15 protein-coding genes are annotated in these 15,781 nt (G+C 68.8%); 9 read left to right on the top strand and 6 right to left on the bottom strand.

Annotated elements, in window-relative coordinates; all coding sequences use genetic code 11:
• The first annotated feature begins 63 nt into the window (after positions 1 to 63).
• The 5 genes from FF041_RS02885 (at position 64) to FF041_RS02865 (ending at position 6,074) form a co-directional block, all read left to right on the top strand.
• Positions 64 to 1,455 carry a hypothetical protein gene (locus tag FF041_RS02885; protein ID WP_153520882.1) on the top strand — a complete coding sequence of 464 codons (1,392 nt, stop codon included), beginning with the start codon at positions 64 to 66 and terminating at the stop codon, positions 1,453 to 1,455.
• 1,125 nt (positions 1,456 to 2,580) lie between these two features.
• Positions 2,581 to 2,730, top strand: a complete 150-nt coding sequence (locus FF041_RS02880; RefSeq protein ID WP_153520881.1) for a hypothetical protein — start codon at positions 2,581 to 2,583, stop codon at positions 2,728 to 2,730.
• Between the two features lie 414 nt (positions 2,731 to 3,144).
• The gene (locus tag FF041_RS02875) at positions 3,145 to 4,437 is read left to right on the top strand and encodes a S41 family peptidase (RefSeq protein WP_228388002.1); all 1,293 of its coding nucleotides are present in this window, start codon (positions 3,145 to 3,147) and stop codon (positions 4,435 to 4,437) included.
• 520 nt (positions 4,438 to 4,957) lie between these two features.
• Positions 4,958 to 5,470 carry an FBP domain-containing protein gene (locus tag FF041_RS02870; RefSeq protein ID WP_228388006.1) on the top strand — a complete coding sequence of 171 codons (513 nt, stop codon included), beginning with the start codon at positions 4,958 to 4,960 and terminating at the stop codon, positions 5,468 to 5,470.
• Positions 5,471 to 5,771: 301 nt separating this feature from the next.
• Positions 5,772 to 6,074: an alpha/beta fold hydrolase gene (locus tag FF041_RS02865; RefSeq protein ID WP_194291914.1), complete on the top strand. Its 303-nt coding sequence runs from the start codon at positions 5,772 to 5,774 to the stop codon at positions 6,072 to 6,074.
• 119 nt (positions 6,075 to 6,193) lie between these two features.
• Here FF041_RS02865 and FF041_RS02860 read toward each other — a convergent pair whose 3' ends face one another.
• The 3 genes from FF041_RS02860 to FF041_RS02850 all read right to left on the bottom strand — a co-directional run bounded on the left by FF041_RS02860 (position 6,194) and on the right by FF041_RS02850 (position 10,226).
• Positions 6,194 to 7,531 (bottom strand): NAD-dependent succinate-semialdehyde dehydrogenase, encoded by a 1,338-nt coding sequence (locus FF041_RS02860; protein ID WP_407698101.1) that lies wholly within the window; start codon positions 7,529 to 7,531, stop codon positions 6,194 to 6,196.
• A 93-nt stretch (positions 7,532 to 7,624) separates the two neighbouring features.
• Positions 7,625 to 8,725 carry an alcohol dehydrogenase catalytic domain-containing protein gene (locus FF041_RS02855; RefSeq protein WP_153520879.1) on the bottom strand — a complete coding sequence of 367 codons (1,101 nt, stop codon included), beginning with the start codon at positions 8,723 to 8,725 and terminating at the stop codon, positions 7,625 to 7,627.
• Between the two features lie 10 nt (positions 8,726 to 8,735).
• Positions 8,736 to 10,226, bottom strand: coding sequence for an APC family permease (locus FF041_RS02850; RefSeq protein ID WP_323391060.1), 1,491 nt, complete (start codon positions 10,224 to 10,226; stop codon positions 8,736 to 8,738).
• A 231-nt stretch (positions 10,227 to 10,457) separates the two neighbouring features.
• Between FF041_RS02850 and FF041_RS02845 the strand changes: the two genes are divergently transcribed.
• Complete coding sequence (locus tag FF041_RS02845; RefSeq protein ID WP_153520877.1) at positions 10,458 to 11,096, top strand: TetR/AcrR family transcriptional regulator; 639 nt, start codon at positions 10,458 to 10,460, stop codon at positions 11,094 to 11,096.
• Positions 11,097 to 11,155: 59 nt separating this feature from the next.
• Here FF041_RS02845 and FF041_RS02840 read toward each other — a convergent pair whose 3' ends face one another.
• Complete coding sequence (locus FF041_RS02840) at positions 11,156 to 12,109, bottom strand: terpene synthase family protein (protein WP_153520876.1); 954 nt, start codon at positions 12,107 to 12,109, stop codon at positions 11,156 to 11,158.
• 35 nt (positions 12,110 to 12,144) lie between these two features.
• On the bottom strand, positions 12,145 to 12,783 hold the full coding sequence (locus FF041_RS02835; protein WP_153520875.1) for an HD domain-containing protein: 639 nt from the start codon (positions 12,781 to 12,783) through the stop codon (positions 12,145 to 12,147).
• 163 nt (positions 12,784 to 12,946) lie between these two features.
• Between FF041_RS02835 and FF041_RS02830 the strand changes: the two genes are divergently transcribed.
• Positions 12,947 to 13,960 (top strand): GlxA family transcriptional regulator, encoded by a 1,014-nt coding sequence (locus tag FF041_RS02830; RefSeq protein WP_153520874.1) that lies wholly within the window; start codon positions 12,947 to 12,949, stop codon positions 13,958 to 13,960.
• Here FF041_RS02830 and FF041_RS02825 read toward each other — a convergent pair.
• On the bottom strand, positions 13,932 to 14,447 hold the full coding sequence (locus FF041_RS02825) for an ATP-binding protein (RefSeq protein WP_228388001.1): 516 nt from the start codon (positions 14,445 to 14,447) through the stop codon (positions 13,932 to 13,934). The two genes, FF041_RS02830 and FF041_RS02825, sit on opposite strands and share 29 nt — an antisense overlap.
• A gap of 149 nt (positions 14,448 to 14,596) precedes the next feature.
• Between FF041_RS02825 and FF041_RS02820 the strand changes: the two genes are divergently transcribed.
• Complete coding sequence (locus FF041_RS02820; RefSeq protein WP_153520930.1) at positions 14,597 to 15,448, top strand: helix-turn-helix domain-containing protein; 852 nt, start codon at positions 14,597 to 14,599, stop codon at positions 15,446 to 15,448.
• Complete coding sequence (locus FF041_RS02815; RefSeq protein ID WP_228388000.1) at positions 15,448 to 15,711, top strand: DUF397 domain-containing protein; 264 nt, start codon at positions 15,448 to 15,450, stop codon at positions 15,709 to 15,711. The genes FF041_RS02820 and FF041_RS02815 overlap by 1 nt, the downstream gene beginning before the upstream one ends.
• The last annotated feature ends 70 nt before the right edge of the window (positions 15,712 to 15,781 follow it).

Here is a 15,781-nt window from a genome sequence, read left to right as displayed (position 1 = left end):
ACTGCCACTCACATGGCTGATCGCAAGCTACTCGGCCCTGGAGGCGGGGACCCACCCAGCAATATGATCCTGCAGTCCCGCAAGATCCAGGAGGTTACACAGATGGTCGCCGTCGCTCTGGTGCACAGCACTGCGCTGATGATGGAACGGCTCCCCGAAAGACCTCCAGCGTGGCTGCACCGCGGTGAGCGAACATTCGCATACCCCCACAAAGAATGGAGAAAGCCGCGCGTATGGTGTCTCGCCTTCTTCACGGACCGTCATGCCCGGCACGAGCAACGCAGGATCATCGGGGTGGGAAGCGTCTTCCCTGGCAGACGGTCAGGTACATACGAGCGGGCCCTTATCACACGCGACTTCACCGCACTCCAGTTGCCACTGCCACTCATTGATCTCCAGGGCGTCATGGGTGCCAGCCGGCGCTATCTCCGCGACGACGGCCGCATGTCTCCTGCAGCCGGCGAGAATTTGCTCGATGCCGTCCGGCACCTGCGGCCGGAACTGAACGAGACACTGGCCGGCCTGGAGAGCAGCCTGGGAGCCAATCCTCCGACCGGGGAGGTGGGAGAACGACTGAGCCTCGAAAAGGATGCCGTAGGCACCCTCCTTGAGACATTCGGCGCAGATCGCGACCCGCTCGAAGCGTGGCAGCCACCGCTGGGTGAGAACGATCCCCATTCACGATCCGTGCCCTTCCTCGAAGGGCTTCCCACCCTCCGTCAGATCGAAGACCAGCAGATCGTCCATGACTACATGCGCTTCCCCGGCATGGAGGGCGAGGACGCCGTGCAGGTCGGCTGGCGGATCTACCGCCGCAGCTCCGAATCCCCCCACCGGTTGTTCGTGTACAACGCCAACCGGACGCATGCCGAGACCGTCATGGGCGTCGACATGATCTACGTGAACGAGCACGCGCGCAGTGTGGCGACGGTCCAGTACAAGCGCATGCGGCAGAGCGGACGCAGCTGGGTCTACTGGCACGACGGCACCGGTGAGCGGGAACTGAAGAGGATGGAGGCAGTGGACGAAGAGTGCAGGGCCACGGACGAGTGGGCTCGGGCGAACCACCAGGGCTCCGTGGCGCTGGGAGACCCGCGCCTGGTCACCACGCCAAGCATGGTCAAGCTGTGCCGAACCGTTCCCTTCATGATGAACTCAGCCACCCTCATACCCGGCATGTACCTCACACGGCAGCATTTCTGGGAGCTGCTCCAACGCCCCGAAGCCGGTGGACCGTCCGGCGGGACACGTATCGTCGAGGACTCGGTTCCCCGGTATCTGAACAACACCACCTTTACCACCTTGCTCAGGGACGGGTGGATCGGCACACGCGACACCGGCTGGGACTACATCATCGACCTGATACGCAAGAGTCTGTCCCCCGGGGGTCCGGGCTCTGTCGTCGTCGGAATGCACCGGAGCGAAGTCCCGCCCGGAAATCGTCGAGTCAACTGACTTGTGCAGAAATCGAAACCACCAGCCCTGCCGATGGCATGTGCAGACCTGTTCTCCCATCCGACGCCGGTCAGTAGTGCGATCGTAGTTCCTGGCAGGGCCGATCGGAGAAGCGGCAACGCTGCGCAACGACGGCTCGATGAGGTGAATTCAGCCTCGCGGGGACGGGCTAGTCGAGGTTTCCGTTTTCGCCAGCTGACTCCGGCGAGTTGGGTACGGTCCTTCGGCAAGGAACATCGCAAGTCCACGATGCCGAAGCCGGCCTTCTCGATGAGCTAGTGCCGCATCAGACAACTTTTGCCCCGTAGTGACGTGACGCGCTGTTCGGATGTCGGTCCGGACGGCGCGATGTCGCCAGGTTGTCCGGGTGGCGGAACGAGTACGTGTCCGCGAGATCGATGACGACGAGGGGACGACGGGCAGTGGGATTTCCCTGGGACTTTTCTGGGACTTCCGGCTACATCAACGGGCATGACCATGAAACAACCGAAAGAACATTTACACAGGTCAGCAACCTGACCCCAGCAAACGCGGCAGGTCACAGACCTGGCTGGTCTCTTCCGCGACATCTGATCGGGACGATCCGGCTCGGTGCACCACTCCTTGTCGCACCACCACCGGCGGAAGGGACGCAACCGCCTACGGCGCTGAGGGAATGACGGCTCCAGGCGCCCTTCACGCAGAGTGAAGAGCCGGCTCGAACGACGACCGGCACCGAACCCCGTCGCTCGCCCGAGCCCTCTTGCGCTTGACGCTCATATGACGCTCGTGACCCAGAATCAGCCGCAACCGCGCTCACCAAATAGCCTCTGACCTGCACTTATCTTCAACCACACCCAGGCCGACATCTTCCCGATGACGCACCACGTGGAGTGCGTGGCAATCCTGGAGCCGGTGAAGAAGGACGCCTGACCTGCGGTTTTGTCGATGTGCGTGAGGTGCGTTGTGGGCCTCGTCCGTTCGGGAAGGACGAGGCCACTGGGCGGTTCGTGCTGTCGGCCGGGGCCTGCTGACCTCGGGAACCTCTCGATACAGGCCATGGCGGCTGCCGTCAGTCCTCGTCGCCCCACTGCGGCCCACGCCACTCCGCCGGGGCGACCTCCACAAGCCACCGCGCCGAGCGGAGTGATCCCCGTACCGACCGGCCCCCACGCGCTCGGGAACCGGTCGATCCTGGCCGCTCCCTTCACCGAGGAGACGACCGTCAGGCTCAACAGGACCAACGCGGCGGTGATCACTGGAGCCCTCCGGCAGCGCGCGGGGCGGGAGCACTGAGCGGTGGAGCGGCGGTGTCCCCGGCCGGACGTACCCCGGCGGAAGGGCAGGTCGCCCGCGCGCACCCTAGGGGGAAGTAACTCGGCTTGTACGACCGATGGTTGACGCGGGTGGCACCCGCAGGTGGACGCGGTGGCCGCGCCGGCGCCGGAAGGATGCTCGGTGACCGACCACCGGAGGAACACAGTGACACCAGAGATATCAGCCGCATCCGCCGTCGAGGACCGCCGGGGCAGGCGTCCGGCGTCCCGGCGCGGAGTCCTCATCGCCGCCGGGACGGCACTCGCCCTCGCGGGCTCCCTGTCCACCGCCGCCGCGGCGCCCGCCCCCGCCGCGGTACCGCGATCCGGGTCCGGGTCCGGGTCCGGGTCCGGGTCCGGGTCCGGGGGAGTCTCGGTCGAGGGTGTCTGGCAGATGGACGGATACGGGACCGTCGTCTCCATTCACGGCCGTGATCTGCGGGTCTGGGACACCACCGAACTGAGCTGTCTGCCCGGACCCGCCGCCCGGAGCGCGGGCGGGACCGGCCCTGGCGGCGCCGTGCGTTTCGACAGCCCGGAATACAGCCTGACGGTGACGCCACGGGCCGGCGACCGCGCAGCACTGCGCGTCCACGGCTCTCTGGGCCCCCGCTCCCTGCGCCGGATCGCCGCACTGCCGCCGCGCTGCGAACAGCCCCCGCTCACCGGTCCGGTGGCAGTCTTCGACGTCTTCTGGCAGACCTTCAAGGAGAACTACGCCTTCTTCGAGCGCCGGGGCGTCGACTGGGACGCGATGCGGGCCCGGTACCGCCCGACGGTGCACGCGGGCACCACCCAGGAGGAGCTGTTCGGCATACTCTCCGCGATGGCCGAGCCCCTCCAGGACGCCCATGTCGGAGTGGAGGCCTCTGATCTGGGCCGTGTCACCTCCGGGCAGCGCGCCGGGACGGTCCTCCCCGACGACGCCTACGACGAACGGGTCCGTGCCTTCGTCGAGCGCCGCAACCTCGGCGGTACCCCGCTGGAGACCCATGCCGGGGGTGCCATCGGCTACGCGGAAGTCCCGGGCGGAATCGGCTATCTGCGGATCGGCCGGTTCGGGGGGTACACAGCCGGCTCTCCCACCATCGAAACCGACGCCGCCGAACTCGACCGGGTGCTCGACCGTATCGTCACCCGGGCCCGCACCCGGGGTCCCGGTGCCTGGCGCGGACTCATCGTCGATGTCCGGGTCAATCAGGGGGGCAGCGACGAGCTGGGCCTGCAGATCGCCGCCCGGCTGACCGACCGCGGCTATCCGGCCTACCGCAAGGAGGCCAGGAACGACCCCGATGACGACACCCGTTTCACCCCCCGGTACACCGCCCGCGTGGCCCCGGCTCAGGGAGTGCCCCGCTACACCGGCCCGATCGCCGTCCTCGCCTCGGGAGCCACCGTCAGCGCGGGTGAGACCTTCGTCAAGGCCCTCGCCGAACGCCCGCTGCCGACCACCCTGATCGGCGAGCACACCCAGGGCGCACTCTCCGACATCCTGGCCCGGGCCCTGCCCAACGGCTGGCGCTTCGGCCTCTCCAACGAGCGGTACACCACCCCGCGCGGGAACTCCCACGAAGGCCCGGGCATACCCCCGCACATCACCGTTCCCGTCTTCACCGCGGAGGAGTTCGCCGCCGACCGCGACTCCGCGTTCGACCGGGCGGTCACCCTGCTCACCCGGCGCCGCTGAGCCCCGCCGACACCCCGGTGGCGCCGGCCCCGATGGCCGGGGCCGGCACCACCGCCCGTCGCCAGGTGTCTTCGCTCTCCACGGAGCCGAGGAGGTGGCCAGTAAATCGGTTGCCACTGCTCCGGGGGCTGTTGTTAACCTGGCGGAGCTCCGTCGATCTGTTCTGGGCCCGCTGTGCCCTGGAAGAGGGATTTTTATGTTTCGGCCCGCGCCGAGCGCGCCTCGCTGCACCGCCTAGCCGTCTGTTTCCCTGACGCCGTCCTTGCCGGACGGCGGACCGGACGTGATTCTCCGGTGCTCTGAACCAGCCCACGCTTCCAAGTCCGCACGTATGTCGCGGCGAGCGGGTGGGCGTCTTCGTCGAGCCGCTCGGCCTGCTCTTGCTGTCATGACGGACTTCTCAGCAAGGAGCACCCCGAGTGTCCAGTACCCAAAGGACTCTCCTACCCCTTCCACACACCGTCCCGACCGGCGCGTTCATCCGCGCGTGGGCAACTCGCCGGGAGCTGCCATGCGTCCGATGACCCGGGAAGAGGTACGCGGCGCGATCGTGAACCTGGACTCAACCGACAACAAGGTTCGGCTGCCCACCTGGTTCGACGACGTCCGCTGGGACCGAGTCGACTACCTCGGATGGCGGGACCTGCGCTCCCCGCAGCGTGCCTACCTCGTCACCGAGGCCGACGATCAGGCGTTGGGAGTGCTGCTGCGGCAGGCCCCGAACGACGCGGCACACGGATCGCGCGCGATGATGTGCGACCTGTGCCGGTTCACCCGCCGGTTCAACGAGGTGTCACTCTTTACCGCTCGACTCCCGTCCCGGGACAAGCGCAAGCGTCTGAATACGGTGGGCCTTCTCCTCTGCACCGACCTCGACTGCGCGGTGAAGCTGCACAGCAAGCCGATCCGCCAGCCTTTCGATCCCCCGGTCGAGGAAATGATCGAGCAACGCCGTGTGGGCATGCGTTCCCGCACGATCACCTTCGTCCATTCGGTGTCCGAAAGGGAACGAACCACTCGGCAGAAAAGGTGATGGGGTCACCCAGGGGAAGGCCCTGAAACATCCACTGCCGTCGCGGTCGAGGACGGCCGCCCATCCATCGGGGCCGAGCTCACTACGGAGCTCGGCCCCCGTGGCACGGGCCGCCCCGCGCAGACCGGACCGTGGCATGTTGACCTCGGCCGTGATCTGGTGCCGATTCCCGCTGGTCTTGTGGACGGTGAAATTGTGTCCCTTACAGAGGATGCCGACGGCCGTTGACTTGGTGGTGGCCAGGAAGGGGATGGTGACCGCCCTTGTCTTGCGCCCACCCGTGGGCGGTGCATGTCGACGGATGGCGTGGTCAGCGGGCCCGGCCCGGAGGCGGCGAGGCCGGTGTCGGTACGGTGGGCAACGCCCCGCCGCCACCACCCACCTCACCGGCCCCACCCGGGCCGCCGCCTGGCGGAACATCCTGTTCTGGGGCCTGGTTGCCGCCGCGGACAAGGCCATACCGCCCGCCCTGCAACGCTGGGAGTACGACCGCGCGAACATGCGGGGCCAGGTCGAGGTACGGGGAGCCTCCCACTCCGTCATGGTCAGCCACCCCGGCGCGGTGGAGAAGCTGATCCAGACCGCCGACCGCGCCATGCGCTGAACCGGAAGGGCTGACGCGCGAGCAGGCGCCGTCACCCAGGCGTTTTCCCAAGCCGGGCGGAACGCCCCGCCCCCGTACGGCAACCGGAACCGTTCACCGGCAGACCTCTCCGGTCACACTCAGGCAACGGTCCGGATGAGTTTTTTGTTGACGAACTCCTCGATCCCGAGCCGTCCGAGCTCGCGCCCGAACCCGGAGCGCTTGACGCCGCCGAAGGGCAGTTCGGCCCCTTCGGCGCCGACGCCGTTGACGAAGACCATGCCGGCCTCGATCCGGTCGGCGACCCGCTCGGCCTGCGCCGGGTCGGTGGTGAAGAGATACGAGCCGAGACCGTAGGGGGTGTCATTCGCTATCCGCACGGCATCCTCCTCGTCGACGGCGGCGAAGACCATCGCCACCGGGCCGAACAACTCCTCCCGGGCCGCCGGGTGTTCGGTGGTGAGACCGGTCAGGACCCCGGCCGGGAAGTAGGCGCCGCGTCGCTTCCCGGTGCTGTGCAGGGTGGCTCCCTGGGCCACCGCCGCGTCGACCTGGCGGCCCAGGTTCTCGGCTGCGGCGGCCGACGACAGCGGCGCACCGGTCTCGCTCGTGAGCAGCCTGGCGGTGAACCGCTCGACGAACGCGTCGTGGAGGTGGTCGAGGACCACGAACCGCTTGGCGGCGTTGCACGCCTGCCCGGTGTTGTCGAGGCGGGCGGCGACGGCGGAGTCGACGACCGCGTCGAGATCGTCGGCGGACAGGACGATGAAGGGGTCGGAGCCGCCGAGTTCGAGGACGACCTTCTTGAGGTGCCGCCCGGCGATCTCCGCGACGGCCGCGCCCGCCCGTTCGGATCCGGTGAGCGAGACTCCCTGGACACGGGGGTCGGCGATGACGCCGGCGATCTGCTCGTTGGTGGCGTACACGTTGACGTAGGCCCCGGCCGGGAAGCCCGCCTCGGTGAACAGCTTCTCCAGCAGCGCTGCGGTGGCCGGGCACTGCGGCGCGTGCTTGAGCACGATGGTGTTGCCGAGCGCCAGGTTCGGGGCGGCGAAGCGGGCGACCTGGTAGGCCGGGAAGTTCCACGGCATGATGCCGAGGAGTACGCCCACCGGGCTGCGCCGGATGACGGCGGTTCCGGGGCCGGAGAGGACGTCGAGCGGTTCGTCGGCGAGGAACTCCTCGGCGTGGTCGGCGTAGTAGTGGTAGATGTCGGTGCAGAAGTCGATCTCGCCCTCGGCCTCCTGGAGCGGCTTGCCCATCTCCTGGACGATGCTCGCGGCCAGCTCGTCCCGGCGCTCGGTGTGCAGATCGCCGAGCCGTCGCAGCAGTGCCGCGCGCTCGGCCACGGAGCCGGTGCGCCCCCAGGCAGTGGCCGTGTGGGCGGCCTCGACGGCCGCCGTCACCTCTGCGTCCGTGGCGGTCCGGTAGGTAGCGGTGACCTCACCGGTGGTCGGGTCGGTGACGGCGTACATCATGCCTCCTGGAACTGGTTGGGACGGCCGCGGCCTCCGTCGCTCCTGCTTGTGCGCATGTGTGTGCCGTGCCGCGCCGGGCGAGGGGGTGGTGTCTCACGGTTCGAGAATCGTTCTGACGCCGGTGTTCGACCGGAGGTCGTCGAACGCCGCCGCCGCCTCGTGCAGGGGCCGGGTGCGGCCGACGAGGTCGTCCAGGGGCAGTTGGCCTGCCAGGTAGAGGCGGGCCAGTTTCGGGATGTCGATCTCCCCGATGCTGGAGCCGTAGTTGCAGCCGAGGATCCGCTTTCCCTGGTCGGCGAGGTCGAAGGGGTCGAACGAGGCTGTCGCGCCGGTCGCCGCCATACCCACCAGAACCGCCGCCCCGCCCGAGGTGAGCATGGCCGGGAGCGTGCCGATGACCTTGGGGCTTCCTATCGCCTCGAAGGCGTAGTCCACCCCGCCGAACTCCTGCCGGCACCAGGCGGCCACATCGGTCCCGGCGCCGTCGAGGATGTGGGTGGCGCCGAACCGCCGTGCCGTGGCGAGGCGTTCGGCTGAGAGGTCGACGGCGATGATGGGGTCGGCTCCGATCAGGCGGAGGCCCATCACGACGGAGAGTCCGACTCCGCCGGTGCCGATGACCACCGCGGACTCGCCGGGGCGGACGCCCGCGGTGTTCACGACGGCGCCGATGCCGGTCGTGACGGAGCAGCCGAGGAGGGCGCCGATGCTGAAGGGGAGCTCGTCCGGGACCTTCACCGCAGCCACTTCCGGCACGATCAGCCGCTCCGTGAAGGCACCAAGACCGAGGTAGGGCCAGAGCGGCTCGCCCTGGTCGTCCGCGAACGCGGTGGTGCCGTCGGGGAGCATGTTGGCGACGGCCTTGGTGCCGGTGCACAGCCACGCCGTTCCGGCGACGCATCTGCGGCAGCGGCGGCACGGTGCGAACCAGGACAGGACCACATGGTCACCGGCCTTCAGCGAGGTGACGTCGGCCCCGACCGAGGTCACCACTCCGGCCGCTTCGTGCCCGAGGACGAGGGGGCGGTCGCTGGGCCAGTCGCCCGTCACGACATGCAGGTCGGAGTGGCACACGCCCGCTGCGCGTACCTCGATCTCGACCTCGCCCGGCCCGGCGGACCGGATGGACACATCACGCGAGCCCAGTCCCGCGGTGGGATCGAAGACGATGGCGGGGGAGAGTTTCGACGACATCAGGACGTCTTCACCTTTCCGGGGTCGGGGTGGCGGGCTGGGAGGTCGCGGTGGCGGGGAGCTTGGTGTGGGGCTTGACGATCACGATGTACAGCAGGCCGGCGACGAAGAGGGCGGAGAAGACCAGGATCACGGCCCAGACCTGGACCCAGCTGCCGTCGGCCGGGGCGAGCTCGGCACGGGGCCAGGCGATGTTGACGGCCTCGAAGAGCAGCCACACGACAGCGAGCACGTTGATCACCAGGCCGGCCCGTCCCAGCCTGAGCTGTCCCGCGGCAGGGTTCCAGCGGCCCGTCAGCCGGGCGACGAGCGCCACGACCGCGACAGTGAGGAAGATGAAGTAGAAGCCGCCGGAGCCGAACGCGATCAGTGTCGCGGCGGCGTTGCCGTTCAGCCCGAGGAGAAGTCCGAGGCTGGCGAGCACGGCCGTCGCGATGAGTGAGACGTAAGGGATCTGGCGCGGCCCGACGGTGGCGAGCTTCGCGGAGAAGGGCAGCTGGCGGTCTCGGGCGAAGGAGAAGACGGCGCGGCCGATGTACGTCTGGATCGAGATGGCGCAGGCGATGAACGCGATCAGGACGAGGAGGATGAAGGGCTTCTCGCTCCAACCGCCCAGCCCCTCGGTGACGGCGGTGAAGACCGGGTCCGCGAGGGTGCCGGAGACTGCGTCCTCGGGGCTGCGCAGCGCGAGCGTCACAGCGAGCCCGGTCAGCAGGACCGTGAGAGCGACGAAGAGATAGGCGCGCAGTAGCGCCCTGGGTACGTTGCGTCGCGGCTGCTCGGTCTCTTCGGCCACCTGAGTGGTCGCGTCGAAGCCCAGGAACGCCCAGCCGGCGACCGCTAGAGCGGTCAGGAAGCCCGCCAGGGCGGAGCCACCGGAGGCCGACTCCGCCCCAAGCGTCTCGAAGAGGATCCCGAAGCCGTTGTTGTGCACGAAGAGCAGCAGGAACACGCTCACCGCGATCGAGGCGACGCCCTCGGCGATGATGCCGGCGTTGAGGAAGTGCTTCACCGGGTTGACGCCGAGGAGATTGATCCCGAGCGCCACCGCGACGAAGACCACGCCCAGGAGCACATGGGTGGCGCTCGACGGAGTGCCTTCGCTGAAGAGCATGTACAGCCAGGCGGCCCCCAGGTAGGCCACGGTGGTCAGGGATGCCACGGCGGAGGCCAGGTAGATCCAGCCGACCAGCCAGCCGAGTCGTGGCCCGCCCAGCCGGCGCACCCACTGGTAGACCCCGCCCGTGACCGGGAACTGGGACGACAGCTCGGCGTAGACCAGGGCGACCAGCAGCTGGCCGAGGAAGGCGACGACGACCGCCCAGATCCACGCGGGGCCCGCGAAGACGAAACCCAGCTGGACGACGGCGTACACCCCGACGACGGGGGAGATCGTCGCGAATCCGATCGCGAACACGGCCCACGCGGACAGGGTCCGTTTCAGCTCTTGCTGGTAGCCGTACTCGGCGAGTTCGCCGGCATCGGTGTGAGTGTCGTGCACGTTGGTCTCCTGTACAGGTGCTGTGCGCCGGTCTGCGTGCGCGGGCTGTGCCCGTGCCGCGAGATCGAGGGTCGGCACGATGCGCCCCAGGTGCCGGTTCCAGGGGAGCGGGGATTCGCTCCCCTGGTGTCGGGGCGGGATGCCGACCCGAGCTGCGGTTTTCCACAGCCCTACCGCTATTGGTCACCTGGCCAATTGCCGATTGGTCACTCACTCAATAGCATTCGCTCCATGACGTCAAGGGATTCCGGCACACGAACCCGCAAGGCGCCGACCGAGCGCCGCCAGGAGATCGTCCGCGCCGCCGCGCTGGTCGGGCTCACCGAAGGACTGGAGTGCATCACGCTGCGGCGGGTCGCCGACGAGCTCGGGGTCCAGCCAGGACTGGTCAGCCACTACTTCCCCGCCGCCGACACCCTGGTGGCGGAGGCGTTCACCAGCGCCACCAGGGCCGAACTCGACGGGCTCCTCCCGGAAGGGCCTGCGGGCCCCGGGCACGAGACCCCGTTGAGTACTCTGCGGCGCTTCTTCGTCCTCATTGCGGGCACCGAGTTCGACAACGTCAGCAAGCTCTGGCTGAACGCACGGCATCTGTCGCGCTATCGCCCCGTGCTCCGCGACCACGTCGTCGACCAGGAGCTGCTCTGGTGCCGCCGCATCGAACAGCTCATCGCAGCGGGCACGGGCACGCGGCTCTTCCACTGTGCGAACCCGTGGGCGGCGGCCGTACGCATCCTCGTCGCGATCGACGGAAGCAGTGCCTACATCAACACCAGCGCCGGCGCCCGTACCGACCCGATCTCGGACCTGGCCCGCACCGTCGCGGAGAGGGAACTCGGACTGGCGCCCGATACCCTGGCCACCCTCTGAGGTCCCGAGCACTCACCACCGCTCGCGCATGCAGGTCATCGGAGGGCCCGGTGGATGCCTCAGCTCTGGACGGGTGTCTGTCGGTACCGGCCCGTCGACAGGGACCAGGTGAGGTTGCCGCGCATCCATGACTGGAGCCCGTCCAGGTAGCGTTCCAGTTCCGGTCCTGCGGTCACACGGCTGCGGAGTTCGACGTAGGCGGCGACCTCGTCGTCGTGCATCCGGGCGGCGAGGTCGATCGCCGCCTGGACCGTGCCGCCGTCACGGCGGTGCAGCAGGGTGGGCAGGTTGACCGGATGGCTGCTGCGGGCGGCTTCCTTCTCGTAGGAGTGGATGTCATTGGCCCAGCAGACGACGTTGACGGCCTTCGTCGTCAGTGCTTTCACCTCGTGACGCGCCAGCTCGGCCGCTGGGAGTTCGAACCGTCCCACGACGTCGATCAGCGCCAGACAGGTCGGCACCGCGCCCGTGTGGACGCGCATGGCCGTGTACTCCTCGACGGTGGGCCACACCGCGTCAGCCCGGTTTCCGGCCTCCCAGACCTGGGCGAACCAGTAGCCCAGCACGGAGGTGATGAAGCGGTCGAGCTGTAACGGGCCCGCGACCAGGCCCAGGTGGCGGCGGAGATCCCGCAGGGCCGCGGTGAACGGATCCTCGTCCCGTACCGGCGTATCCGGGTCCTCAAGGATCCGCAGACAGGGCACCAGGCTCCGGGCCATCCGGCCGGGATGGCCGCCCGCCTCGGACTCCTCCGATCGGACATCGTCGAAGGCGAACAGCCACATCTGCCAGTCGGAGTGCAGCTGCACCAGCTCCGCGTCGGCGTGCGGTGTCGTGCGTGATGCCTGCCAGCCGATCTTCGACTGGCCGAAGCGGGCCCGCGTGGCGGGATCGGTGATGAGGCCGAACCTGTCGAGCCACCTCAGCGAGGTGCGGTCGATCGTGTCGGCCTCGGGATGGACATCGTCGGGAAAGGGGCAGTGGAGCGGTGGAATCCTCAAGGGCGGGGCCATGACGCCTCCTTCGGTTCGTTCACCTTCATGTCAGCTCATTCGGGCCAGCCGGAGTTCTCGATGACCTCCACGAAGTCGCCGCGCTGGAACCCGGGGGCGAAGTGCGCGAGGACGTCCGCCTTGACATTGCCGAAGGTGGTCCGCGGACGGTCCTTGACGCCGTCGGTGAACGCGGCGAGGATCCGGTTCTTGAAGTCCGGGCGCGGGTGCGCCGCGACGACGGCCGCGCGCTGTCCGTCGGAGACCGCCTGGTAGCCGATGCCCAGGACGTCGAGCTCCACGCCGCGGGTGACGAGAGCCACCTCGGGCGCCATGTGGAGTGGGATCTCAGGGGTGGTGTGCAGGGCGATCGCCGTCCAGACCCGGTCGGCCCGTTCGCCCGTGATGCCGTGCCCGCGGAGGAAGCGGCGGGCCTCGTCGGCGCCGTCGATCTCGAACCGCTGGTCCGTACGGCGGAAACGCTCGGTCAGCCCCAGGTCGTGGAACATCGCGCCCACGTACAGCAGCTCGGGATCGAACTCCAGCCCCTGCTCCCGGCCGCGCAGCGACCCGAACAGGAACACCCGCCGGGAGTGATCGAACAGCAGCGGCGGGGCGGCGTCCCGCACCAGCTCGGTAGCCTCGCGCGCCAGGGCGCTGTCCGGGATCCGCACGCCCGCAATGGTCTCGCCCATGATGTGTGTGCGCCCTTCCATGATGTCCGCGGATGTCCGCGGATGTCCGCGGATGTCCGCGGTCATCCGCGCTCTCGCTCCGTGTTCGCTGATGACCTCCACCTTCGCGCGTGCCCTAACCTGTTGCCATGTCTATTGAGCCAGGGAAACCACGGATTCGGACATGACCGACGTGACGGGGCGCGTGGCCATCCTGGTGTTCGACGGCGTGACCATGCTCGATGTCACCGGCCCCGGGGAGGTGCTGCACCAGGCGGGCCGGCTCGGCGCCCCGTATGCGTACGACGTGGTGCTGGTCTCGCCGCGCGGCGGCGAGGTGAGGACGTCCTCGGGGCTCACCCTGACGGGGGCGGCGCCGGCGGCCGATGCCGGCCCCGTCGGCACGCTCGTCATCGCCGGCGGCGACCGGCTCGCCGAGCGGGCCGTCGAGGACGAGCTGCTGTCGGCGGCCGGAGCCCTCGCCGAGCGGGCCGCCCGGGTCGCCTCGGTCTGCACCGGCGCCTTCGTCCTCGCCGCCCTCGGCCTGCTGGACGGACGCCGGGCGACCACCCACTGGCGGCACGTCCAGGCCCTCGCCCACCGCCATCCCCGGGTACGCGTGGAGCCGGACGCCCTCCATGTCCGCGACGGGCGGTACCTCACCTCCGCCGGGATCAGCGCGGGCATCGATCTGACCCTCGCGCTGGTGGAGGACGACCACGGGGCGGACACCGCCCGGGAGATCGCCCGCGAGCTGGTCGTCTTCATGCAACGCCCCGGCGGACAGTCGCAGTTCTCCACGGCCGTCACGACCCCGCCGCCCCGCAGCCGGGTGCTCCGCCCGCTGCTCGCCGCCGTCCTCGCCGACCCGGCGGGCGAGCACACCCTGCCCGCCATGGCCCAGGCCGCGGCCGTCAGCCCCCGGCATCTGACCCGCCTGTTCCAGAACGAGCTGAACACCACCCCCGCCCGCTGGGTCGAACGCGTCCGCCTCGACCGCGCCCAGCAGCTCCTCCTGGACGGACACAGCGTCACCTCGGCGGCACAGCACAGCGGCCTCGGCAGCGACGAGACCCTCCGGCGTGCCTTTGCCCGCCATCTCGGCACCACGCCCAGCGAATACCGCAGACGCTTCGGTACGACTTCGGCGACGGCTGCCGCCCCCCTCCTCACGGAACCCGGTGATCGCGGGGAGTAACGGTCATCGCCGCCCGGCCGGGTGAACTCCCACCCGGCCGACAGCCCTCCATGCAGGGTACGGACAGCTCGGCCCACGCGGTCTTCCCCGGGGCTCCAGCGCGCGGCGAGATCGCCCAGCGGTCCGCCAGCCGGGCCACCAGGAGGAGCCCGCGCCCCGACTCGGCGTCACCCGGCGGCTCCTCGCCGGAGAAGAGCGGTACGCGATCGGTGCGGCTGTCGCTCACCTCGATGCGCAGAGTGCCGGCCTCCCACGTCAGTCGGAGGTGGAAGTCCCGGCCGGGGACATGGCCGTGCCGTACGGCGTTGGAGGTCAGCTCGGCGGCGATCAGCGTCAGCGCTTCGTTGGCAGAGGAGGAGTAGGGGTGGCCCCAGCTGTCGAGCCGCTGCGAGACCAGCCGCCGTGCGAGGCGCGCACCTCGGGGCGAGGAGGTGAAGCGCATCGAGAACTCCAGGGCTACCGGTGTGAGGGAAGTTTGGCCGTTCATGCGGTAAACGCTTCCGCCGCGCACCTACCGTGGGGAAGGAACGGCGCGCATACGGCCGGTGGCGGTAAGCGATCGGCGTACGCGTGTAAGCGGGGCAGGGCGTGACGGCGAACGCGGAACGGCGTTGGCCGGTGGAGGTGATGCCGGGCATGAACGAATCGACACAATCGGCAGACGACGAACCGGGAGCCGAGCCGAAGCCCGAGCCGGGATCGGGCATGCTGCGGGTCTTCGGCCGCCAGCTCAAACGCTTCCGGCTACGGGCCGGCATGGAACGCACCGAGTTCGGCGCGCGGCTGGGTTACTCGGCGTCCACGATCGCCGCGTACGAGCAGGGACGCCGCATTCCGCCGCCGCAATTCATCGACCAGGCCGATGAACTGCTGGACGCGGGCGGGGTCCTGAAGGAGATGAAGGAGGAAGTCGCGCGGGCGCAGTATCCGTCGTTCTTCCGCGATGCGGCAAGGCTGGAGACGGAGGCGGTCGAGCTGCACGCCTATGACACGCACGTGGTGAAAGGGCTGATGCAGACTGAGGAGTACGCCAGGGCCGTGTTCACCATGAGACGCCCCTTGTTGAGCGAGCGCACGATTGAGGAGCGGGTTCAGGCCCGTCTAGCAAGGCAGCAGATCTTTGCCCGTCAACCCTTGCCGACCATCAGCTTCGTGATCGAGGAATCGGTGCTTACAAGGCCGCTGGGTGGTGAGCGCGTGATGCGCGGCCAGCTGGAACAGCTTCTGTTGTACGGCCAGAGGCGCAACGTGGAGATTCAGGTGATGCCCAACAAGCGTGATGAGCACGCCGGGCTGGCTGGTCCATTCACCTTGATCGAGACGGTTGAGGGGCGGAGGATTGCGTACGTGGAGGCGTACAAGGACAGTCGTCTGTACTCGGAGCGGAAGTCTGTACGCGAGCTGGAAGAGCAGTACGGTCTACTGAGGGCCCAAGCCCTCACCCCGCGTGAATCGCTGGCCCTCATCGAGAAGTTGCTTGGAGAGTGATGATCAATAACGAGCGCGATCCGGCCATGCCAGGTCTGGTCTGGTTCAAGAGCAGCTACAGCAGTGGCGAGGGTGGGGATTGCGTCGAGGTCGCCATGGCGTGGCGCAAGTCGAGCCACAGCAGTGGGGAAGGGGGACAGTGCGTCGAGATGAGCATCTGCCCCCACGCCATCCACGTGCGTGACTCGAAGGACACCGCCCGCCAGGGTCTCACCGTCAGCCCTGCCGCTTGGACCTCATTCGTCGGCCTCGCACGCCAATAGGGGTCTTCAAGGCAACAAGGTCTGCCTCCGATGCGACCATTCGGGTCGGAGGCAGACCTTTTCTACGTCC

Source organism: Streptomyces jumonjinensis, from assembly GCF_009600885.1.
In the GTDB taxonomy this organism is placed as follows: Bacteria; Actinomycetota; Actinomycetes; order Streptomycetales; family Streptomycetaceae; genus Streptomyces; species Streptomyces jumonjinensis.
The sequence above is the reverse complement of the archived record's forward strand: the minus strand, read 5'-3'. Positions and strand labels throughout refer to the sequence as shown.